General features: G+C 72.9%; 21 protein-coding genes. 14 read left to right on the plus strand and 7 right to left on the minus strand.

Annotated elements, in window-relative coordinates; translation table 11 throughout:
- Positions 1–71 precede the first annotated feature (71 nt).
- Both ACIA8D_RS25925 and ACIA8D_RS25930 read right to left on the minus strand, forming a co-directional pair.
- On the minus strand, positions 72–719 hold the full coding sequence (locus ACIA8D_RS25925) for a hypothetical protein (protein WP_399235730.1): 648 nt from the start codon (positions 717–719) through the stop codon (positions 72–74).
- A gap of 73 nt (positions 720–792) precedes the next feature.
- A complete protein-coding gene (locus tag ACIA8D_RS25930; RefSeq protein WP_399235729.1) occupies positions 793–1,386 on the minus strand; it encodes a histidine phosphatase family protein in 594 nt (197 codons plus the stop codon).
- A 199-nt stretch (positions 1,387–1,585) separates the two neighbouring features.
- On the opposite strand from ACIA8D_RS25930, the gene ACIA8D_RS25935 reads away from it, so the two are divergent.
- Together ACIA8D_RS25935 and ACIA8D_RS25940 are read left to right on the plus strand one after the other, a co-directional pair.
- Positions 1,586–4,474: a DEAD/DEAH box helicase gene (locus ACIA8D_RS25935; protein ID WP_399235727.1), complete on the plus strand. Its 2,889-nt coding sequence runs from the start codon at positions 1,586–1,588 to the stop codon at positions 4,472–4,474.
- On the plus strand, positions 4,471–5,793 hold the full coding sequence (locus tag ACIA8D_RS25940; protein ID WP_399235725.1) for an SWIM zinc finger family protein: 1,323 nt from the start codon (positions 4,471–4,473) through the stop codon (positions 5,791–5,793). Before ACIA8D_RS25935 ends, ACIA8D_RS25940 begins: the two co-directional genes overlap by 4 nt.
- A 127-nt stretch (positions 5,794–5,920) precedes the next feature.
- Here ACIA8D_RS25940 and ACIA8D_RS25945 read toward each other — a convergent pair whose 3' ends face one another.
- Positions 5,921–6,553: a peptidase gene (locus tag ACIA8D_RS25945; protein ID WP_399235723.1), complete on the minus strand. Its 633-nt coding sequence runs from the start codon at positions 6,551–6,553 to the stop codon at positions 5,921–5,923.
- Between the two features lies 1 nt (position 6,554).
- Positions 6,555–7,763, minus strand: a complete 1,209-nt coding sequence (locus ACIA8D_RS25950; RefSeq protein ID WP_399235721.1) for a pyridoxal phosphate-dependent aminotransferase — start codon at positions 7,761–7,763, stop codon at positions 6,555–6,557.
- Positions 7,764–7,869: 106 nt separating this feature from the next.
- On the opposite strand from ACIA8D_RS25950, the gene ACIA8D_RS25955 reads away from it, so the two are divergent.
- The 10 genes from ACIA8D_RS25955 (at position 7,870) to ACIA8D_RS26000 (ending at position 16,211) form a co-directional block, all read left to right on the plus strand.
- Positions 7,870–8,514 (plus strand): winged helix-turn-helix transcriptional regulator, encoded by a 645-nt coding sequence (locus ACIA8D_RS25955; RefSeq protein ID WP_399235719.1) that lies wholly within the window; start codon positions 7,870–7,872, stop codon positions 8,512–8,514.
- Between the two features lie 442 nt (positions 8,515–8,956).
- The gene (locus ACIA8D_RS25960; RefSeq protein WP_399235717.1) at positions 8,957–9,739 is read left to right on the plus strand and encodes an MHYT domain-containing protein; all 783 of its coding nucleotides are present in this window, start codon (positions 8,957–8,959) and stop codon (positions 9,737–9,739) included.
- 51 nt (positions 9,740–9,790) lie between these two features.
- On the plus strand, positions 9,791–12,199 hold the full coding sequence (locus ACIA8D_RS25965; protein ID WP_399235716.1) for a nitrate- and nitrite sensing domain-containing protein: 2,409 nt from the start codon (positions 9,791–9,793) through the stop codon (positions 12,197–12,199).
- A complete protein-coding gene (locus tag ACIA8D_RS25970) occupies positions 12,196–12,636 on the plus strand; it encodes a roadblock/LC7 domain-containing protein (RefSeq protein WP_399235715.1) in 441 nt (146 codons plus the stop codon). The genes ACIA8D_RS25965 and ACIA8D_RS25970 overlap by 4 nt, the downstream gene beginning before the upstream one ends.
- Positions 12,637–12,656: 20 nt before the next feature.
- Positions 12,657–13,064 (plus strand): DUF742 domain-containing protein, encoded by a 408-nt coding sequence (locus tag ACIA8D_RS25975; RefSeq protein WP_399235815.1) that lies wholly within the window; start codon positions 12,657–12,659, stop codon positions 13,062–13,064.
- The gene (locus tag ACIA8D_RS25980) at positions 13,045–13,623 is read left to right on the plus strand and encodes a GTP-binding protein (RefSeq protein WP_399235714.1); all 579 of its coding nucleotides are present in this window, start codon (positions 13,045–13,047) and stop codon (positions 13,621–13,623) included. The genes ACIA8D_RS25975 and ACIA8D_RS25980 overlap by 20 nt, the downstream gene beginning before the upstream one ends.
- A gap of 24 nt (positions 13,624–13,647) precedes the next feature.
- Complete coding sequence (locus ACIA8D_RS25985; RefSeq protein WP_399235813.1) at positions 13,648–14,562, plus strand: HipA family kinase; 915 nt, start codon at positions 13,648–13,650, stop codon at positions 14,560–14,562.
- A gap of 100 nt (positions 14,563–14,662) precedes the next feature.
- Positions 14,663–15,145, plus strand: coding sequence for an ATPase (locus ACIA8D_RS25990; protein WP_399235712.1), 483 nt, complete (start codon positions 14,663–14,665; stop codon positions 15,143–15,145).
- On the plus strand, positions 15,142–15,480 hold the full coding sequence (locus ACIA8D_RS25995; protein ID WP_399235710.1) for an ArsR/SmtB family transcription factor: 339 nt from the start codon (positions 15,142–15,144) through the stop codon (positions 15,478–15,480). The genes ACIA8D_RS25990 and ACIA8D_RS25995 overlap by 4 nt, the downstream gene beginning before the upstream one ends.
- Positions 15,477–16,211, plus strand: coding sequence for a DUF899 family protein (locus ACIA8D_RS26000; RefSeq protein WP_399235708.1), 735 nt, complete (start codon positions 15,477–15,479; stop codon positions 16,209–16,211). The genes ACIA8D_RS25995 and ACIA8D_RS26000 overlap by 4 nt, the downstream gene beginning before the upstream one ends.
- Before the next feature lie 58 nt (positions 16,212–16,269).
- Here the strand turns inward: ACIA8D_RS26000 and aceB are convergent, their stop codons facing one another.
- Entirely contained in the window at positions 16,270–17,892 is a 1,623-nt protein-coding gene (gene aceB / locus ACIA8D_RS26005; RefSeq protein ID WP_399235706.1) for a malate synthase A, read from the minus strand.
- 200 nt (positions 17,893–18,092) lie between these two features.
- Entirely contained in the window at positions 18,093–18,695 is a 603-nt protein-coding gene (locus tag ACIA8D_RS26010) for an NTP transferase domain-containing protein (RefSeq protein WP_399235705.1), read from the minus strand.
- Between the two features lie 221 nt (positions 18,696–18,916).
- On the opposite strand from ACIA8D_RS26010, the gene ACIA8D_RS26015 reads away from it, so the two are divergent.
- Positions 18,917–19,234, plus strand: a complete 318-nt coding sequence (locus ACIA8D_RS26015) for a DUF5955 family protein (RefSeq protein WP_399235704.1) — start codon at positions 18,917–18,919, stop codon at positions 19,232–19,234.
- Positions 19,235–19,307: 73 nt separating this feature from the next.
- On the opposite strand, the gene ACIA8D_RS26020 is transcribed toward ACIA8D_RS26015, so the two are convergent.
- Positions 19,308–20,786, minus strand: a complete 1,479-nt coding sequence (locus tag ACIA8D_RS26020) for a PLP-dependent aminotransferase family protein (protein ID WP_399235702.1) — start codon at positions 20,784–20,786, stop codon at positions 19,308–19,310.
- A gap of 113 nt (positions 20,787–20,899) precedes the next feature.
- On the opposite strand from ACIA8D_RS26020, the gene ACIA8D_RS26025 reads away from it, so the two are divergent.
- Entirely contained in the window at positions 20,900–21,403 is a 504-nt protein-coding gene (locus tag ACIA8D_RS26025) for a universal stress protein (protein ID WP_399235700.1), read from the plus strand.
- The last annotated feature ends 89 nt before the right edge of the window (positions 21,404–21,492 follow it).

Below are 21,492 nucleotides of genomic sequence, written 5' to 3' on the forward strand. Positions count from 1 at the left end.
GATGGTGGGCGTTGTGCCGATCATGCCAACAGGGGGGTGGGACACGGCAGTCCGCGCCGCCGTGAGGTGCGTTACGCACGTCTGGGCGACGCCAGCAGATAACGGGACCCGCCGCCTGCCCGCGCGTGCTCGCCGACCTGCCAGCCCGCCTCCCGCAACGCCGCCGCGCACGCCGCGAGCCCGGCCGGGTCCGGGTGCTGCACGGCGACGGCCTCCGGCTGCGGGGTGTCCCGCACGCGATAGCCGGGGACGGAACCGTCCTCGCCGTCTGCCTCCGCGGGCGCGCAGCCCGCGGCCTCCAGGGCGAGCGCGGCGGACGGGGCGAGCCGACCGCGCTCCCAGGCGCACGGCCGGTCCGTCGCGCTGTCCGGGTTCGTCATCCGACGTATCTCCAGCAGGCCCTGCCAGGCCGTGCGCACCTCGCGCGCCCGCGCGGGCCCCGTGTCGGAGCCGGACCACGGCTCGCCGCCGAGCCGCGCGGCGAACACCCCGCCGGACTCCGCCGGGCCGGGCTCGGCGGCCGGCGGCTCGTCCCCGGCCTCGCGCAGCCGGTGACCCGCCGGGGTCAGGAAGTGCTCGTGCGGGGGCCTCGGATGCCGGAACGCCAGCTTCAGGGCGATGAGCCGGTCGAGCTGGGCGGGCGTGCCGGAGATCCGGCCCGTCTCCGGATCGGCGGCCTCGATGATGCGGCGCTGCGCGGCTGTCGGCGGTCTGGTCATGGCGTGCCTCCCGTCTTGCGTCGATGGTGCACGACGGGACTGACAACGGGCCGGTGCGGCCGGGCGGACGCCCTCAGGGCCGCAGGTTCCAGCCGGAGATCACCGGCCTGCCGTGCTCGTAGGTGAGGCGGCTGACCGTGCCCGTCGCCAGCAGGAAGTGCGAGCCGCCCGACGGCGGCAGCCCGAGGCGCCGCGCGGTCAGCACCCGCAGGAAGTGGCCGTGCGAGACGAGGACGACGCTGCCCTCGTTGTTGGAGAGCGCCGCGTCGACCTTGGAGAGCATCCGGTCGGCCCGCTCGCCCACCTGCTCGGGCGTCTCGCCGGGATGCTCGGGCGGCCCCGGCGGCACCCCGTCGTCGAACAGGTACCAGTCGGGCCGGGTGCGCTGGATCTCCCGCGTGGTGACGCCCTCGTACGCGCCGTAGTCCCATTCGTGCAGGTCCGCATCGACGGTGTAGCGCTTGAGGCCGGCCAGCTCGGCGGTCTCCCGGGTGCGCTGGAGGGGGCTCACGAAGACCGCCCCGATGTGATAGCTGCCGACGAGGGGAGCGACGCGGCGCGCCTCCTCCCTGCCGTTGTCGGTGAGCGGGATGTCGGTGAGGCCGGTGTGCTGCCCGGTGAGGGCCCATTCGGTCTCGCCGTGCCGGACGAGAAGCAGATCACCCAAGGTTCGCGCCTGTTCGCTAGGAGGTGGGCAGAGGCACGGCCATTGTCTCCGGGCGGGCGTGAGCGGGCCCGGCGGGCGGGCCGGACGCGGGCCGCCGGGCATGGGATCAAGGATTGTCAGACCCGGCCCGTAAGGTCTTAGGGGTCGTCGAGGCCGGAGTCGAGGCCCGAGCGGAGAGTGGGAAGGGAGGTGGCGCGACGTGCCGGAGCTGTCTGGTGTCCCGCTGAGCGCTGCCGCCGTCTTCCTGCCGGATCCACTGCCCCGTGCCGGGCGGATCGCCTTCTGGTTCCCCGACGCGGAGGGCGGCCGGGAAGAGCCGGGCCTGCCGGGCGCCGAGGGCGAGCTGACGGTCGTACGGCCGCACGGCTCGACCGTGCGCAGCCGCACGGTGCCCGCCCTCGTCCTGCCGGTCCTCGACGCGCTGCCCCTGCTGCTGCGGGCCCGCCGCACCAGGGGCGCCCACCCGGCGGCGGCCGCCTGGGGCGCGGCCGCGGCGCACGCCCTGCACCTGGTGGCGCGGGGCCGCCTGCTGCCGGGGCTCACCGCGTCCGACCACGACGCGTGGCGCGCGGGCCCGCTCGACGAGGACGACGTGGCGCAGGTGCGGGGCATCGCCGCCGCCCTGCCGCCCGAGGGGTACGCGACGCCGGTGCCGGGGAGCAGGCCGCTGCGGGTCCCGCAGCCCGAGGCGCTGGTGCGGGCGCTGCTCGACGCCGTGGCCGACGCGCTGCCGCGCACCCCGGCCGCGGCGCACGCGGCGGGCGCGCCGTTCGCGGCGGCCGCCGCCCAGCACATTCCGCGGGCCCGCCCCTGGGCGGTCGAGGCGGCGGCCGGACTCGACGCGGGCGTGAAGGTGTCGCTGCGGCTCGACCTGTCGCAGTACGCGCTGTTCGAAGGGGACGACGCCGGGTACGAGGGCGAGGAGCCCGAGGAGGACCCCGGGGCGCGCCGCGCGGGCGCCGCCATCGTTCAGGTGCACAGCCTCGCCGACCCCACGCGCGTGGTCGACGCCGCCGGACTGTGGGCCGGGGAGGCCGGTGACCACTTCGGGCCGCGCGCCCGGATCGACGCGGTCCTCGCGGTGCGGCGCGCCGCGCTCGCCTGGCCGCCGCTCGGCCGCCTCCTGGAGCAGGACGTGCCGGACGTGCTCGCCCTGTCCGAGAGCGAGCTCACCGACCTGCTCGGGCCCGGCGCGGCGCGCCTCGCCAAGGCGGGCGTGACCCTGCACTGGCCGCGCGACATCGCCCGCTCGCTGACCGCGACCGCCGTGGTGCGCGCGCAGGCCGCGCCCGGCTCGGCCACCGACGGGACGCCGTTCTTCGACAGCGACGAGCTGCTGAAGTTCGACTGGCAGGTGGCGCTCGACGGGGACCCGCTGACCGAGCGCGAGATGGACCTGCTCGCCGAGTCGCACCGCGCGGTGGTGCGACTGCGCGACCAGTGGGTGGTCGTCGATCCCGATCTCGTCCGCAAGGCCCGCAAGCGGGAGTTGGGCCTCCTCGAGCCCGTCGACGCGCTGGCGGTCGCGCTGACCGGCGAGGCCGAGGTGGACGGGGAGCGGGTCGCGGCCGTGCCCGCGGGCCGCCTCGCCGAGCTGCGCGACCGGCTGACCCGGGGCATCGACACCGTCGAGCCGCCCGAGGGCCTGCGCGCGACGCTGCGCGACTACCAACTGCGCGGTCTCGCCTGGCTCGACCTGATGACCTCGCTCGGCCTCGGCGGCTGCCTCGCCGACGACATGGGCCTCGGCAAGACCGTCACGCTCATCGCGCTGCACCTGCGTCGTGCCAGGACCGCGCCCACGCTCGTCGTCTGCCCGGCGTCCCTGCTCGGGAACTGGCAGCGGGAGATCGAGCGGTTCGCCCCCGGTGTCCCGGTGCGCCGCTTCCACGGCGTGGACCGCGCCCTGACCGGCGTCGAGGGCGGCTTCGTCCTCACCACGTACGGCACGCTGCGCACCCGCGCCGCCGAACTCGCGGGCCACACCTGGGGCATGGTCGTGGCGGACGAGGCGCAGCACGTGAAGAACCCCAACTCGGCGACGGCGAAGGCACTGCGCACCATCGAGGCCCCCGCGCGCGTGGCGCTCACCGGCACGCCCGTGGAGAACGACCTGTCCGAGCTGTGGGCGCTGCTCGACTGGACGACACCCGGGCTGCTCGGGCCGCTCAAGGCGTTCCGCGCCCGGCACGCGCGCGTGGTCGAGGGCGAGGTCCCGCTCCAGGGCCACGGCGGGACGAACCCGGAGGCGATCGAGCGCCTCGCCCGCCTGATCCGCCCGTTCATCCTGCGCCGCAGGAAGTCCGACCCCGGCATCGTCCCCGAACTGCCTCCGAAGACCGAGTCCGACCATCCCGCGCCGCTCACCCGCGAGCAGGTCTCGCTCTACGAGGCGGTGGTGCGCGAGTCGATGGCGCAGATCGAGGAGGCCGAGGGCATCGGCCGACGCGGCCTGATCATGAAGCTGCTCACGTCACTGAAGCAGATCTGCAACCACCCGGCGCAGTACCTCAAGGAGGGCCAGGGCGACGGTTCCCGCCCGCGCCTGTCGGGCCGCTCCGGCAAACTCGCCCTCCTGGACGAGCTGTTGGACACGATCGTCGCGGAGGACGGGGCCGTCCTCGTCTTCACCCAGTACGTCTCCATGGCCAAGCTCCTCGCCACGCACCTCACGACCCGCGGCATCCCCAGCCAGCTCCTGCACGGCGGCAGCACGATCGTCGAGCGCGAGCGCATGGTCGACCGCTTCCAGTCCGGTGAGGTGCCCGTCTTCCTGCTCTCCCTGAAGGCGGCCGGCACCGGACTCAACCTCACGCGCGCGGGGCACGTGATCCACTTCGACCGCTGGTGGAACCCGGCCGTGGAGGAGCAGGCCACCGACCGGGCGTACCGCATCGGGCAGACCCAGCCCGTGCAGGTCCACCGGCTCATCACCGAGGGCACGGTGGAGGACCGGATCGCCGAACTGCTCGCGACCAAGCGGGCGTTGGCGGACGCGGTGCTCGGCACCGGCGAGGCGGCGCTCACCGAACTGACCGACCGGGAACTCACGGACCTCGTGACGCTGCGCAGGGAGGCGACGCGATGAGCCCGACGCGCAGGCCCCACAGGACGCACCGGCCGCACGTGCCGGGCCGCGCGGGCGCCGACGAGCAGGCCAGGGCCCGGCACCTGGACACGCGCCGCACGTTCCCGCCGCTGGCGCCGCGCGCCGAGCCGGGCGGCAGCTTCGCCCTCACGTGGTGGGGCAACGCGTGGGTCGACGCCCTGGAGGACACAGCACTCGACCAGGGCCGCCTCGCCCGTGGCCGCGCCTACGCGGACCGCGGCCACGTCGACGCGATCACGGTCACCCCGGGCCGCGTCGTCGCCTACGTGCACGGCTCGCGCCCCCGCCCCTACCGGGCCGAACTGCGCCTGCGGGAACTGCCGGACGAGGCCTGGGACCGCTTCCTGGACACGGCGGCGGCCCGCCCCGAACACCTGGCGTCGCTGCTCGACAAGGACGTGCCGCACGCGCTGGCGGCGGCCGCCGACCTGCTGCCCACGGTCGACGACCTCAGCCCCGAGTGCACCTGTCCGGACCGCGGCCACCCCTGCAAGCACGCGGCGGCGCTCTGCTACCAGGCGGCCCGGATCCTCGACGAGGACCCCTTCGTTCTGTTCCTGCTGCGCGGACGCGGCGAGCAGGAGCTGCTGCGGGCGCTGACCCGGCGCAGCTCGGTGCACGAGGCGCAGGAGCGCTCGAAGGCGCGGGCCCCCGAGCTGGACTCGCTCCCGGCGAAGGACGTGTACGCGAGCGCCGAGACTGGTCAACTGCCTCAGCTGCCACCGGAGTTCCCGGCCCCGCAGTACCCCGAGCGGCCGCCCTCCTACCCGCAGGCGCCGGACGCCCCCGACCCGCTCGCGCTCGACCTCCTCGCCACGGAGGCAGGGGCCCGCGCGCACGCGCTGCTCAGCACCGGCGCGGACCCGATCGCCGCGCTCACTCCGTGGCAGGACGCGGTCCGCCTCGCAGCGGCGCACCCCGGTTCCGGTCTCACGGCGGCGACCCGTGCGCTCTACGCCTCGTTGTCGCGGGGGACGGGCCGTACGCCCACGGATCTGGCGCGGGCCGTCGCGGCGTGGCGGCAGGGCGGGCTCGACGGTCTCTCGGTCCTGGAGGAGGAGTGGGACCCGCCGGCGGGCCCCTTCGACCGCGCCCGCCCGGCCCTCCTGGCCATGGGGCACCCGGAGTTCCGCCCGCACCGCAACCACCTGTCGACCCGGTCCGTCCAGCTTCGGCTCGGCCGTGACGGGTGGTGGTACGGGTACGAGTCCGAGCCGGGCCGCGAGGACTGGTGGCCCCGCGGGGAGCCGGGCCGCGACCCGGTGTCGGCGTTGGACTCCGTCCTGGGCGGCGGCTGACACCTGGGCTGCGCCCCTGGCCACGGGACCGTCCGCCGGTTTCGGGGCGCTGCCCCGGACCCCGCTGCTCAATCTCCCCCAGCTACCGCTGGGAGGTGCTCCCTGCAGGGGCTTGAATGGCGGAGCCTCAGTCCGCCCCCACTGCCAGGGACATGCCGCGTCCGGCGAAGAAGTCCGCGAACCGGGCTACGGGCAGCTGGGCCGTGCGGGTTGCCGCGTCCGTGCCGGAGGGGTTGTGGAAGTGGTACCCGGAGCCGTCCGGCGTGCGGGACGTGACGAGGACGAGGTGGCCGCCGCGGCCGGGGGCCGGCTCCTGCGGACGGCGGATCGCGTAGTGCACGGAGGCGACGACCAGGCGGCCCGCGTCGAGCAGTTCGCCGATCCCGTCCGCGCCCAGGGTGCGGTGCACCGCCGCGCCGACGCCGTGCACCTCCCGTACGTACTCCACCGCGGGCGCGTAGATCATGCCGCGGATCTCGCCCTCGGCGTCCACCCGGTACGCGCCGAACTTCAGGGCCCCGTCGCGCAGTTCGAAGAGCGAGGGGGCGCCGGGGCCGAGCGCCATGCGCAGGCACGTCGCCCCGCACAGGTGCCCGCACCAGCGCGCGTAGTCCTCGACCGTCGCCGCGCCCGACTGCCGCCATGCCGGGTCCCGGGCCCGGTCGAACCGGCCGGAGACGATGGGCCCGACCAGGTCGGGGGAGGCGAACTGCGTGTGGCTGGGATGCCCACAGGTGCTGCACGACGTCGAAGTGATCATGTCATTGACGGTATCCGCTCAAGAAGCGGCCGATCCGGCTGATCGCAGCATCGAGGTCGTCGGCGTGGGGGAGGGTCAGGATGCGGAAGTGGTCCGGGCTCGGCCAGTTGAAGCCGGTGCCCTGGACGACCTGGATCTTCTCGCGCAGCAGCAGGTCGAGGACGAACTTCTCGTCGTCGACGATCTTGTGCACCTTGGGGTCGATGCGCGGGAAGGCGTACAGCGCGCCCTTGGGCTTCACGCAGCTCACCCCGGGGATCTCGTTCAGCTTCTCCCACGCCTTGTCGCGCTGCTCCAGCAACCGGCCGCCGGGCGCGGTGAGTTCGCGGATCGACTGGCGGCCGCCGAGCGCGGCCTGGATGGCGTACTGGGCGGGCGCGTTCGGGCACAGGCGCATGGAGGCCAGCATGGTCAGGCCCTCCAGATAGTTCCGCGCGTGCTGCCGCGGGCCCGTGACCACCATCCAGCCGGAGCGGAACCCGGCGACGCGGTACGTCTTCGACAGACCGGAGAAGGTGAGGACGACGAGGTCCGGGGCGAGGGTGGCGGCGGTGTGGTGCACCGCGTCGTCGTAGAGGATCTGGTCGTAGATCTCGTCGGCGAACACCATCAGGCCGTTCCGGCGGGCGAGATCGAGGATGCCCTCGACGATCTCCTTCGGATAGACCGCGCCGGTCGGGTTGTTGGGGTTGATGATGACGACCGCCTTCGTGCGGTCGGTGATCTTCGACTCCATGTCGGCGAGGTCGGGGTACCAGTCCGACTGCTCGTCGCAGAGATAGTGGACGGCCCGGCCGCCGGAGAGCGTCGTGACGGCCGTCCACAGCGGGAAGTCCGGGGCGGGGATGAGGATTTCGTCGCCGTCCTCCAGGAGCGCCTGGACCGCCATGGAGACCAGTTCGGACACGCCGTTGCCGAGGAAGACGTCGTCGACCCCGACGCCGAGGCCCAGCGCCTGGTAGCGCTGGGCGACGGCGCGGCGGGCGGAGAGGATGCCGCGCGAGTCCGTGTAGCCGTGCGCCTGCGGGAGCATCCGGATCATGTCCTGGACGATCTCCTCCGGCGCCTCGAAGCCGAACAGCGCCGGGTTGCCGGTGTTCAGGCGCAGCACGCTGTGGCCCGCCTCCTCGAGCGCGTCGGCGTGCTCGATCACCGGGCCGCGGATCTCGTAACAGACCTCGCTCAGCTTGCTCGACTGCCGGAACTCCATGCGCTTGCCCTCCAGGCGGACCAGGTGCCACTGTGCTGAACCGTTGTTGCTTGGTTTTACCAAGTGGGTGCTTGGAAAGTCCAACAAGTTGCATAGACTGCGCGTCATGCCACGCCGAAGTTACGACCAGTACTGCGCCGCAGCCCGTGCCCTCGACGTCGTCGGGGACCGCTGGACCCTGCTGATCGTGCGCGAACTCCTCGCCGGGGCGCGCCGCTACACGGACCTGCACGCCGATCTGCCGGGTGTGAGTACGGACATGCTGGCCACGCGTCTGAAGGGCATGGAGCGGGACGGGATCGCCGAGCGCAGGCGGTTGCCCGCGCCCGCTTCCGTATACGTGTACGAACTCACTCCGCGCGGTCGGCGGTTGCTGCCCGTGCTCCAGGCGCTGGGGGAGTGGGGCGCACCGGAACTCGCCGAGCGCAGGCCCACCGACGCGGTGCGGGCGCACTGGTTGGCGCTGCCGTTGTCGCGACAGTTGGAAGGGTTGGGGGAGCCGGGTTCGGTCGAGGTCCGGGTCGACGAGGGGGTCTTCCACGTCCGGCTGGGCGGGGAATCCGTGTCGCCCGTATATGGGGACGGCGGGTACCCGGACGGGGAGCCGGACGTGCGGCTGACCCTTGAGGCCGGGGTGTGCGGCGAGGTCGCCCGCGGTGCGGTCGGCCTGGTCGAGGCGGTGCGCGACGGACGCGTCTCCGTGGCGGGAGAGAGCGCATTGGCGAAGGCACTGCGCGCTGGCACCTCCTGAGTGCGCGTCTCTCCTTAAGGCGGTGACGCCTCCTGAGTGCGCGTCTCTCTCCAGGGCGGCGCCTCCTGGGTGCGCGTCCCGCTTCAAGGAGTGGTGCCTCCTGAATTGGCGTCCCTTCTCAAGGGGGACGCCCTCCTGAGTTCTCACCCCTCTCCAGGGAGTGGCACCTCCTGAAACCTCTCCTCATGGGCGTCCCGCGAGGGAACGGCGGCAATGTCCGGACCGTCCCGAGGCGCGGCGTGACAAGAGTCGCAACCGCGCCCGTGGTCACAGGACGCGCCACTTTGTGAAGACCCCATGAACTCGGGCTCTACCAGTCGGTAACCCGTCTGATTCGGGCCAATTACCGCTCTGATCAAGCCGTCATATGCGTGTTAGCGTCCCGGTCGGTCGGGGGGCCGATGCCAATCCTTGTGAAGAGTGAGAGGGGCCCGTAGAGAACATGGGGCACATGCACCACATGACAGGCGGCTGGATCACCCCCGTCCTGTCCTATGTGATGGCAGTCGTGGGATCCGCACTGGGCCTGCGCTGCACCGCCCGCGCCCAGGCCGCCGGACAGCGGTCCAAGCGCAACTGGCTGCTCACCGCGTCCGTCGCGATCGGCGCCGGCATCTGGACGATGCACTTCATCGCGATGCTCGGCTACGCCGTCGACGGCACGGCGATCCGCTACGACATCCCCCTGACCCTCCTGAGCCTGCTCGTGGCGATCCTGGTGGTCGGCGCGGGCATGTTCGTCGCCGGATACGGGAAGTCGCGCGCCCTGTCCGTGGTGCTCGGCGGTCTCGGCACCGGACTCGGCGTCGCCGCGATGCACTACATCGGCATGTCGGCGGTGCGGCTCAACGGCTCGCTCACCTACGACCCCGTGCTGGTCGCCGCCTCCGTGGTGATCGCCGTCGTCGCCGCGTCCGCCGCGCTGTGGGCCGCGCTGTCCGTGCGGGGGCCCGTGATCGCGGCCGTCGCCGCCCTCGTGATGGGGCTCGCGGTGAGCAGCATGCACTACACCGGAATGGCCGCCGTGAAGGTCTCCGTGCACCCGGGAACCGCGCCGCTGTCCGGTGCCACCGCGACCGCGTTCATCCTGCCGCTGGCCGTCGTGCTCGGCTCGTTCCTCTTCCTCACCTGCGCCTTCGTCGCGCTGTCGCCGACGGCCGACGAGCGTGCGCGCAGCGCCGCCGCCGCCCGCCCGCTGCACGAGGTCGAACTCCCCGTCGCGTAGGCGCGTTTCCCACCCCCTCACACCACTCAGGCCCGGCCGAGGAGCTTCCCCATGCCCGCGCGCTTTCCGCTGCCCGAACGGCTGCGCTCCAAATCGATCAGAGCCAAGGTCGTCACCCTGCTCACGGTCCCCGTCGTCTCCGTGATGGCGCTGTGGGGGCACGCCGCGGTGACCACGGCGTCCCAGATATCCGACAAGGAGCAGCTGAAGGAGGTGAACTCGGCGCTTGTCACGCCGATTTCCCGCTTCACCGTCGCCGTCCAGGGCGAGCGCGCGGCCGCCATGAAGTACCGCGCCGCCCACGACGCCACCACGCGCCAGGACTTCACCGACGCGACCGCCCGCACCGACAAGGCCGTCGGCGCGCTCAACGCGGGCCTGCGCTCCATCAGCACCGACCTCGCCGACCTCGACGCCGCGTTGCCCGACCGCATCCAGAAGCTCAAGTTCAGCGCCGACTCGCTGTCCGGGCCGCGCCAGAAGGCCGGCGCCCGGGGCGGCACCGACACCATCGGCGGCTACGACACCGCCGTCCAGCGGGCCCTGTCCGTACGGGCCGGACTCGCGGCGGCCGACAGCGACACCGCCCGTACGCTCCTCCAACTCGCCCGCGCCCGCGACGCGTTGAGCCGCCAGGACGCGCTGCTCGGCGCCGCGCACGCGGCCGCGGGGGGTATGACGCCCGCCCAGTACCGCGACTTCGTCGGCGACGTGGCGGTGCAGCGCAGCCTCACCGAGGCCGCGCTGCCCGACCTGCCGGACGGTGACGCCGCCGCCTTCCGTGCCGCGCTCGGCACCGCCGGCGCCAAGGACCTGGAGCACGTGCAGGACATGGTGCTCGCCGCGGGTGCCGGGCACGCCACCGACGCGGTGCCCGCCGGGCGCTGGCAGTCGGACGTGCGCGCCACCCTGACCGCCCTGGACAAGGCCGAGTCGCGCGCGATCGACGAGGCCGCGGGCGCCGAGCCGTACTCCCTGTCCTCGCTGGGCAGTTCCGGCATCGCCGTGCTGCTCGGGCTCGTCGGTGTGATCGTGTCGCTGTTGCTGTCGGTACGGATCGGGCGTGGGCTCGTCGCCGACCTGACGGGCCTGCGCAACGCCGCGCTCGACATGGCGGCGACCCGGCTGCCCGCCTCCATGCGGCGCATCCACAACGGCGAGGACGTCGACCTCGACAAGGAGGCGCCGCTCGACGAGACGCCGCACAGCGACGAGGTCGGGCAGGTCGCCGCGGCCCTCACCACCGTGCAGCGCGCGGCGCTGCGCGCGGTCGCGGACCGGGCCGCGGTCCTCACGGGTGTCTCCGGTGTGTACGTGTCGCTGGCCCGGCGCAGCCAGGTGCTGCTGCACCGGCAGCTCGACCTCCTCGACGCGATGGAACGCCGCACGGAGGACCCCACCGACCTCGAGGACCTGTTCCGCATCGACCACTTGACGACGCGCATGCGCCGGCACGCCGAGTCCCTGCTCATCCTCTCCGGTTCGGCGCCGGGGCGTGCCTGGCGCAATCCGGTGCCGCTGATCGACGCGGTCCGTGCGGGCCTCGCGGAGACGCCCGACTTCGACCGGGTCCAGCTCCAGGACATCCCCGACCTGTCCCTCGCGGGTTCGGCCGTCGCGGATGTGGTCCACCTCGTCGCCGAACTCGCCGAGAACGCCTCGGCGTTCTCGCCGCCGCACACGCCCGTGGTGGTGCGCGGTGAGCCGGTCGGGGCGGGGGCCTGTCTGGAGATCGAGGACCGTGGGCTCGGCATGAGCGACGAGGCGCTGGCCGATGCCAACGCGCGGATCACGGCCAGTGACATCGACCTGCTCGACTCCCGCAAGCTCGGGCTCTTCGTGGTCAACCGGCTCGCGGAGCGGCAGCGGTTGGATGTCACGCTGCGGCGGTCCGTTTACGGGGGCATCACCGCGGTCGTCTTCATCCCGCAGAACCTGTTGGAAGCGATGCATCTCGACCGCCCTGCGCCCCGGGGCTCCGCCCCGGACCCCGCGCCTCAATCGCCGGCGGGGCTTGATCTGCCCACCCGCCCGCGTGCTGAGCAAGCCGAGGAGCTTGATCTGCCCACCCGTACGGTGCCGCCCCGCCTTGGGCAATCTGCCGCCTTGGGCGGCAGGGTGGGCGAGGGGGTCCCCCCTGCTCGAGCGAAGTTCGAGAGCTTGGGGGAGGCACCCCGGCGCGGCGTGCCAGATACGGAAGGCGTCGACCACGGCATGGCGGAGACCCCGGTGCAGCGCACCCACGATCAGGACGCCGACCCCGGCACCGGAGAAGACCTTCCGCGGCGCGTACGGCAGGCCAACATCAGTCCCGAGTTGCGGGACACCGCACCCGCGCAGAGCGAGGGCACGAGGGCCGGCGGACGGTCGCCGGAAGCCGCCCGCGCCACCATGACGTCGCTGAGCTCGGGCCGCCGCCGCGCCCGCGCCGCCCGCGAGGAAGACGGAGGACCCCGATGACCCCGACGTACAACGTCACCGGCCTCGGCAGCCAGGACGAACACCGCATGGGCATCGACTGGCTCCTCGACGAGCTGGCCGCCCGCGTCCTGGAAGTCCGGTACGTGGTCATGCTCTCCGGCGACGGCCTCTGCGTCGGCGCCTCCACCGGCCTCGGCCGCGACGAGTCCGAACGCTTCTGCGCGATCGCCTCCGGCTTCCACTCCCTCGCCAAGGGCGCTGGCCGCCACTTCTCCGCGGGCGGCGTCGTCCAGACGATGGTCGAACTGGAGGGCGGCTTCCTGTTCGTGGTCGCCGCGGGCGAGGGCTCCTGCCTCGCCGTGTTCACCGACGGCCACGCCGACATCGGCCTCGTCGCGTACGAGATGGCGCTGCTCGTCGACCGGGTCCGCGAGCACCTCGGCGTACCGACCCGCTCGGACGGCGATACTCCGTGACGTCACAGCCCCCCGACCGCATGGACGCCTGGTCCGACCGCTACGACGAGGACGCGGGGCCCCTGGTCCGGCTCTACGCCATGACCGCGGGCCGCGCCCGCACCGGCAACGGCGCGGAACGCATGGACCTGATGGCCATCGTCCGCCCCACCCGCACCAGGCCGCAGGGCCCGCTGCCGCCCGAACAGCGCGAGCTGCTCGCCCTGTGCCTGCGGGGCCCGCGCCCGCTGGTCGACCTGGCCTCCGACTCCGGCCTCCCGCTCGGCGTCGTACGCGTGCTGCTCGGCGACCTGGCGGTGAAGTCCCTCGTCAGGGTCACGCCGCCCAGCACCCCGGCCGCCGACCCCGCCACGGGCGCACCCGCCGGGTACGCCCGCCCCGACGCCCACCTCCTCCGAGAAGTGATCAATGGCCTTCGCGCACTCTGACCAGACCGCCCGCGCCGACTTCACGGCCCTGAAGGTGCTGATCGCGGGTGGCTTCGGCGTCGGCAAGACCACGATGGTGGAGTCCGTCAGCGAGATCCGTCCGCTGCGCACCGAGGAGGACCTCACGGTCGCCTCGCGCGGCGTGGACCACCTCGACGGCATCACCACCAAGTCGACGACGACCGTGGCCATGGACTTCGGCCGCATCACGCTGCGCGAGAACCTCGCGCTGTACCTGTTCGGCACGCCGGGCCAGGACCGTTTCTGGTTCCTGTGGGACGAGCTGGCGACGGGATGCCTGGGCGCGGTCGTCCTCGCGGACACCCGCCGGCTCGCCGACTGCTTCCCGGCGGTCGACTACTTCGAGAGCCGCGGCATCCCGTTCATCGTCGCCGTCAACTGCTTCGACGGCGTGCGGTCCCACTCCTCGGAAGCGGTCTCCCGCGCGCTCGACCTCGGCCCGGACACCACGGTGCTGCTGTGCGACGCCCGGGATCGGGAGTCCGGCAAGGAGACGCTGATCTCGCTCCTCGAACAGGTCCTGCGCCAGGACGCCTGACCGGGGGGGAAGTACTAGCCTGACCTGGTGCCCACGCTCAGAGAGATCACCGCGACCCGCTACGTGAACCCGCTGCGCACCGGCGGCTCCGTGCCGGGCGTGGTCGAGGCCGACGACCTCGGTACGTACGTCCTCAAGTTCACCGGGTCCGCGCAGGGCGTGAAGGCGCTCGTCGCGGAGATCGTCGTGGGTGAGCTGGCGCGCGCGTTCGGGCTGCGCTTCCCGGAGTTGGTGCTCGCGGACTTCGATCCGGCACTCGGGGCGGACGAGCCGCACCAGGAGGTCAAGGAGCTCCTGGAGGCCAGCGCCGGCCTCAACCTCGGGATGGACTTCCTGCCGGGCGCGGTCGACTTCACGCCGGAGGTCGCGGAGTCCTTTCCGGTCGACCCGCTGGAGGCGGGCCGAGTCGTCTGGCTCGACGCGCTCACCGTCAACGTGGACCGTACGGTGCACAGTTCGAACCTCATGGTCTGGCCCACGCTCGGCATCGCCCCGCCGAAGCTGTGGCTGATCGACCACGGTGCGGCGCTCGTCTTCCACCACCGGTGGGACGGCGCGGACCCGGCGAAGGCGTACGACTTCCGGCACCACGCGCTCGGCGGGTACGGCCCCGACACGCGCGCGGCCGACGCGGAGCTGGCGCCGAAGGTCACGGAGGGGCTGCTCCACGAGATCCTGTCCCTGGTCCCGGACGCGTGGCTCACGGACTTCGCCACGCCCGACGAGGCGCGGGACGCGTACGTCACTTACCTCCTGGCCCGCGCCCGCACCTCCGCCTCCTGGCTGCCCACGGACTTCCCGTCCCGCGACGAACTGGCGGCGGCCGACGCGCGGCGCGCGGCGGCGACGGAACGCGGCCGCCCCGCCTGGCTGAAACGCGTCCCCGACCTCCACGGAAAGCCCCCGGCAGAACAGGACTGGTCCCGCCACGTGGGCTGACGCCTTCGGAACGGCGAACCCCAACCTGCAACCCGCCCATTGCGGGTCGCGGCATCATGTGCAACCCTGGAGTTGCAGGAAGAGTCGTCAGGAGGACCCCATGTCCGACACCCACGCCACTCACACCGCCGCCGACCTCGCGGAACTCGACCGCATCGCCCGCCGCATCGACATCGACGCCCCCGCCGACCGGGTCTGGGACCTGGTCGTACGACCTGGGTGGTACGTCAACGACGGCACCGTCGAGGCCGAGCCCGACATCCGGTACGAGGGAGACGTCGCCGTCGTGCGCCACGCCACGCTGGGCGAGTTCCGGTTCCGCACCGTCGAGCTCGACAAGCCGCGCTACGCCGCGTTCCGCTGGATCGGCACCCCGTACCGGGACGAGTCCACGGCCTCGACCCTCGTCGAGTTCTGGATCGACGAACGCCCGGAGGGCGGCGTGACCCTGCGCGTCGTCGAGAGCGGGTTCTCCGGCCTCGCCGACGACCCGGCCGCATGGCTCAAGGAACGCGCGGGCAACGACGAGGGCTGGCTCACCGAACTCGCCGCCGCGAAGACGTTCGTCGAGGCCCGCGCGTGAGCGCCGAGCCCTCCGTCATGTGTGCCGCGCTCGGCGACGCGACCCGCTGGGAGATACTCACCCAACTGGGGCGGGGCCCGATGTCGGCGTCCGCGCTCGCCCGCGAGCTGCCGGTGAGTCGGCAGGCCATCGGCAAGCACCTGGAGGTGCTGCGCGAGGTCGGGCTCGTCGAGTCCGAGCAGCGCGGCCGCGAGGTGGTCCACATCGCCGTCGGCGCCCGGCTGGGGGCGCTCGCCCGGGAGCTCGACCGGATCGGCCGTTCCTGGGAGACCCGCCTGCTGCGCCTCAAGGAACTGGCCGAAGTGCCGGACGCGGGAAGGGAGAAGGAGTCATGAGCGACCACGCACCTGCGCTGCCGCCGGTGACCGACCGGGCCGCCTTCGAGGCCGAGGTCGGCAAGCTGCGCGCACGCGAGAAGGCCCACACCCGCGAGGGCGACGCCATCGCCGCCGCCCGGCGCCGGCTGCCCATGGTGGAGGTGGACGGCGGCCTGGAGCTGACCGGGCCCGACGGACCGCTCACGCTGCTCGACGCCTTCGAGGGGCGCCGACAGCTCCTCGCGTACTACTTCATGTGGCGCGAGGGCCGGCCGGCCGCAGAGCAGTGCGAGGGCTGCACGTGGTGCGCGAGCCAGGTCAGGGAGCTGTCGTATCTGCACTCGCGCGACATCACGTACGCGGTCCTGTGCCAGGGCCCGTACGACGAGAGCAGGCGCTACCGGGACTTCATGGGCTGGGACATGCCCTGGTACTCGGCGGTGCCCTCCCTGGACCGGCTCCTCGTCGGCCGGCACGTCGGCATGATGCACCTGGTGAGCTATCTGCGGGACGGCGACCGCGTCTTCGAGACCTGGTGGACCACGCTGCGCGGCGTGGAACAGCTGGACAACAGCTACCGGCTGATGGACCTCACCGCCTACGGCCGCCAGGAGCTGTGGGAGGACTCGCCGGAGGGCTGGCCGCAGGGCCAGGGGGAACCGGCCGAGGACATCCGGCTGCGCAGCGGGGGCCGGCCCATCCCGCACTGGCCGCGCCTCGCGGCGGGACACTCGGACGACCTGGGCTGAGAACGCGGGCGGGGCCCGGCGCCACCCCGGCGCCGGGCCCCACTTCACCGCGTATGCGTCAGCCGAGCTGCTCGTACGCCGGGAGCGTCAGGAAGTCCGCGTAGTCCGCGTCCAGGGAGACCTGGAGGAGGAGGTCGTGGGCCTGCTGCCACTTGCCGGCGGCGAACGCCTCGTCGCCGATCTCGGTCTTGATGTTCGCCAGCTCCTCGGCGGCGACCTTGCGGGCCAGCTCGGCGGTGACCGGCTCGCCGTTGTCGAGGACGACACCGGCGTTGATCCACTGCCAGATCTGGGAGCGGGAGATCTCCGCCGTGGCCGCGTCCTCCATGAGGTTGAAGATCGCGACGGCGCCGAGGCCGCGCAGCCACGCCTCGATGTAACGGATGCCGACCTGGACGGCGTTGACGAGGCCGTCGTAGGTGGGCTTCGCGTCGAGGGAGTCGATGGCGATCAGGTCACCGGCGGCCACCGAGACGTCCTCGCGCAGACGGTCCTTCTGGTTCGGCTTCTCGCCGAGGACCTTGTCGAAGGACTCCATGGCGATCGGGACGAGGTCCGGGTGCGCGACCCAGGAGCCGTCGAAGCCGTCGCCGGCCTCGCGGTCCTTGTCGTCGCGGACCTTCGCGAAGGCCACCTTGTTGACCTCGGCGTCCCTGCGGGACGGGATGAAGGCCGCCATGCCGCCGATGGCGTGTGCGCCGCGCTTGTGGCACGTACGGACGAGGAGCTCCGTGTACGCGCGCATGAACGGGGCCGTCATCGTCACCGCGTTGCGGTCCGGCAGGACGAACTTCTGGCCGCCGTCACGGAAGTTCTTGACGATGGAGAAGAGGTAGTCCCAGCGACCCGCGTTCAGGCCGGAGGCGTGGTCGCGCAGCTCGTAGAGGATCTCCTCCATCTCGTACGCGGCCGTGATCGTCTCGATCAGGACCGTGGCGCGCACGGTGCCCTGCGGGATGCCGACGTAGTCCTGCGCGAAGACGAAGATCTCGTTCCAGAGGCGGGCCTCCAGGTGCGACTCCGTCTTCGGGAGGTAGAAGTACGGGCCCTTGCCGAGCTCGATGAGCTTCTTCGCGTTGTGGAAGAAGTACAGGCCGAAGTCGACGAGCGCGCCGGGGACCGGCTTGCCGGCCTCGTCCACGAGGTGGCGCTCGTTCAGGTGCCAGCCGCGCGGGCGCATGACGACCGTGGCCAGTTCGTCGGCGGACTTCAGCGCGTACGACTTGCCGGAGCGCTCGTCCGTGAAGTCGATGGCGCGGTTGTAGGCGTTGGTCAGGTTGAGCTGGCCGCCGATGACGTTCTCCCACGTGGGGGCGGAGGCGTCCTCGAAGTCGGCGAGCCAGATCTTCGCGCCGGAGTTGAGCGCGTTGATGGTCATCTTGCGGTCGGTCGGGCCGGTGATCTCGACGCGGCGGTCGTTCAGGGCGGCCGGAGCCTCGGCGACCTTCCAGGTGTCGTCCGCGCGGACGGCGGCGGTCTCCGGGAGGAAGTCGAGCGTGGAGGTGCGGGCGATCTCGGCGCGGCGCTCGGTGCGACGGGCGAGCAGCTCGTCACGCCGGGGCGTGAACAGGCGGTGCAGCTCGGCCACGAAGGCGAGGGCCGCCTCGGTGAGCACCTCGCCCTGTCCGGGGAGGGTCTCGGCGTCGACGATGGCCAGCGGGGACGGCGCTGGTGCGGACATGTGGCTGTCACTTCCTTCAGCGAGCGAACGGCGCCGGCGGCACTGGGTGCCGGGGCCGCCTGGGTATGACTGCTGGCCCCGCTTTGGGGGACCGGCCCTTCTCAACAGTGGATATTAGTTTCCTCATTGTGGAAGTTCAATGGTTTGTTGACGTCGAGATTCTCAGAGTCGACAGAACGTGGCTCTGCGTGCCATCCGACTTACTCAAGGTGCTTGAGATCGGCCTCCGTGTCGATGTCGTACGCCTCGGCGATGTCCCCGCACTCCACGAGCTCCAGCACCCCCGTGCGCTCCTTGAGGTACGCGCGCGCGCCGCGGTCGCCGCTCGCGCTCGCCGCGATCCCCGCCCAGTGGTCCCGGCCGAACAGCACCGGATGCCCGCGCTCCCCGCCGTACGCGGCCGCCGCGAGCGAGGCGGGCGATGCGTATGCCGCACGCACGCGCGCCACCGCGTCGGGTCCGATCCCAGGCTGATCCACCAGGAGGACGAGCGCGGCGTCCGCCGCCGTGTCCGCGAGCGCTTCGAGCCCCGCCCGCAGCGAGGAACCCATGCCGTCCCCCCAGTCCGGGTTCTCCGTCACCCGGCACCCGTCGAGGTCGGCCCGCTCCCGTACGTCGCGGGCCGCCGCCCCGAGTACCACGTGCACGGGATCGCATCCCCCCGCGCGCAGAATGCGCACCGCGTGCTCCACGAGCGGCCGCCCGCGGTGTTCGAGGAGTGCCTTGGGTCGGCCGCCGAGCCGGCGCCCGCCGCCCGCGGCGAGCAGCAGCCCCGCCACCGTGCCTGTGCTCTTCGTCGTCATGCCCCTTGCATATCGCACGCAAGGCGCGACCGAAGTCGTTCGGATTTTCACAGTTGCCTTGCGCAACGGACTGGCGAAACGCTTGCGCGTGGCGTTAACTGGGCCGCCACAAACCCGAGTTGGACGCCCGACCGACGCTCCGGCCGGGTTACGCGTGAGTAGGACCCGAGAAGTACCTGAGCAGGACAACACACGCACAAGGACGTGCGAGGGGGAGAGCTGTGTTGCGGAGCGTGGAGCAGAGGCTTGTGACCGGGAGCGACGAGGACCCGCGGGTGGACGAGCTGCGCACCGCGGTGTCCCGGTTGCGCCGGGAACTCGCCGCGCATCCGGTCGAGTTTCCCGACCGGGGGATCGCCGAGGACGAGCTCGCGGCGCTGGACGCGATGGCCGGCGGGGGCCGGCCCGAGGTGCCCAGGCTGCGTCGCTCACTGTTGCTGGTCGCGGGGGCGATCGGTTCCGTGAGCGCGCTGTCCGGGGCGCTGTCCCAGGTCAGGGGCGCCGTGGAGCTGTTCGGAGGACCGCCGGCGAAGGGCTGACGTCCTCGGGGACGAGCAGACGAGAAGGGGGCCGCGCCATTCGGCGCGGCCCCCTTTCTTTCGCAACAGCGCGCTACGCCACCCAGTGCGGCCGCCCCGGCTCCTCCTCCGCCCCGCCGAGCCCGCCGTCGAGGGCCGCCGCGATCCGCCGCACCGCCTCCTCCGCGACCTCGACCGGCTGGACGTAGGGCACGCGCAGCCGGTGCTCGAACGTGCCGGGGTCCGCGCCGAACCGCGAACCGCCCTCGATCCGCACCCCGTGCCGCAGCGCCGCCCGCCCGAGCGCCGAGGCGACCGGCCGCCCCAGATCCACCCAGAGGGAGAGCCCGCCGGGCGGCACCTGCCAGCGCCAGTCCGGGAATTCGCGGCCGAGCGCCTCCGTGAGCCGGTCGCGGCGCTCGCGCAGCACCGGGATCCGGCCGCGCAGAATGCTCTCCTCACGGTCGAGGAGCCGCCCCGCCACCAGCTGGTCGAGGACCGAGCCCGACATGTCCGCGGTCACCCGCAGCGCCGTCAGCTCGGTGATCAGACGGGTGCCCGCGCGCACCCAGCCGACCCGAAGGCCGCTCCAGTGCCCCTTGCTCAACGAGCCGACAGTGACGATCTGTTCGCCCCCGCCGGGTGGCGCGAGCGAGGCGAACGGCGGCTCGCTCACCCCGTCGAGCGCGATGTCCGCGATGGTCTCGTCGATGACCAGCCAGGTGCCGGTCGCCCGCGCGGCGGCGATGATCCGCCGCCGCTGCTCGCTCGGCATGAGCCGGCCCGTCGGGTTCTGGAAGTCGGGAATCAGATACGCGAGCCGGGGCGCCGACTGCCGCAGCGTCGCGCCGATCAGCTCCACGTCCCAGCCGTCCTCGGTGACCGGCACCGGCGCGGTCCGCAGCCCCAACTGCCGGATCACCGACAGGGCGTTGGCGTACGAGGGGTTCTCGACCACGATCCGGTCGCCGGGCCTGCCCAGCAGCGTGAGGGTGAGGGATACGGCCTGCTGGGCGCCCGTCGTGACCAGGATCTGCTCGGGCAGCGTGGGCAGGCCGCGCCGCGTGTACCGCTCGGCGATCTGGGCGCGCAGCTCCGGAAGCCCGTACGGGTGGTAGCCGTTGGTCACCGCGTGCCGGGCGACGTCCGGGGCCGCGGCGGCGTACGCGGCCGACAGCTCGTCCTCCAGGAACCCGGGCGCGGCGACCGCCAGATCGATGACATCGTCCCCGGCGGCGGGCGTCGCCACGACGGTCGGACGCGCGCCCTCCGGCAGCTCGGTCCACGTCCCGGCGCCGCGCCTGCTGCGCGCGTACCCGCTCTCGCGCAGCAGGTCGTACGCGGCCGTGACGGTGGCCCTGCTGACTCCGAGGGAGGCCGCGAACTCGCGCTCCGCGGGCAGCCGGGTGTGCAGTGGGATCCGCCCGTCCAGGAGCAGCGTCCGCACGCCCTGCGCGAGCGCACGGTAGCCGGGCCGCTCCCCGGCCACACCGGTCACGAGCGCGCCGAGCCGCCTGCCGCCGAACCCGCGCCCGCCGCCGTCCACGCTGCGGACCACCGTCTCGTCACCCATGCCACAACTCCGTGATTGGCCCTGCTGTCCAGGCCAATCAGCGTACAGAGTGGGGCTCGATCGGTACGGAGTGGCCTGGAGGCGGCCGCGGTGCGTGTACGAGGAGGGGTGTCATGGACGGCGAGCGGGTCGGTGGGCGCGTGGTGGCCGGGGTGAGCGGTTCCCCGGCGAGCCTGGCCGCGTTGCGCTCGGCGGCCGCCGAGGCCCGGCGGTCGGGGCGGCCCCTGGTGGCGGTGCTCGCGTGGGAGCCGCCGGAGGGCGAGGCCATGTACCGGCGGTGGCCGGACGCCGCGTGGGCCCGGCACTGGTACGAGGAGGCCCGCGCCCGCCTCGCGGCGGCGTTCGCCGAGGCGCTCGGCGGCCTTCCGCCCGACCTCGACGTGACGCTCCGCGTGGTGCGCGACCGCCCGGGACCGGCCCTGGTGGAGGTCGCGACGCACCCCGACGACCTGCTCGTCGTCGGCGTACGCCCCCGCAGCCTGGGCCGGGCGGCCCACCGCCACGTACGGCGGCACGCGGTGTGCCCGGTGCTGACGGTGCCGGTGCGGCCGTTCCAGCGGGCGGACCTGCGGGCACTGAAGCGGATGCGGGCGACGGACTTCGAGGTGGTCCCCTAGGTCGTGTCCGCAAAGTCATGGCAGCCAGAGTCGTAGGCAGGCGATGGTGACCATGGCTTTGTAGTGGAGGGCGCGTTTGTCGTAGCGGG

It is taken from the genome of Streptomyces sp. NPDC051684 (assembly GCF_044453445.1).
GTDB lineage: Bacteria > Actinomycetota > Actinomycetes > Streptomycetales > Streptomycetaceae > Streptomyces.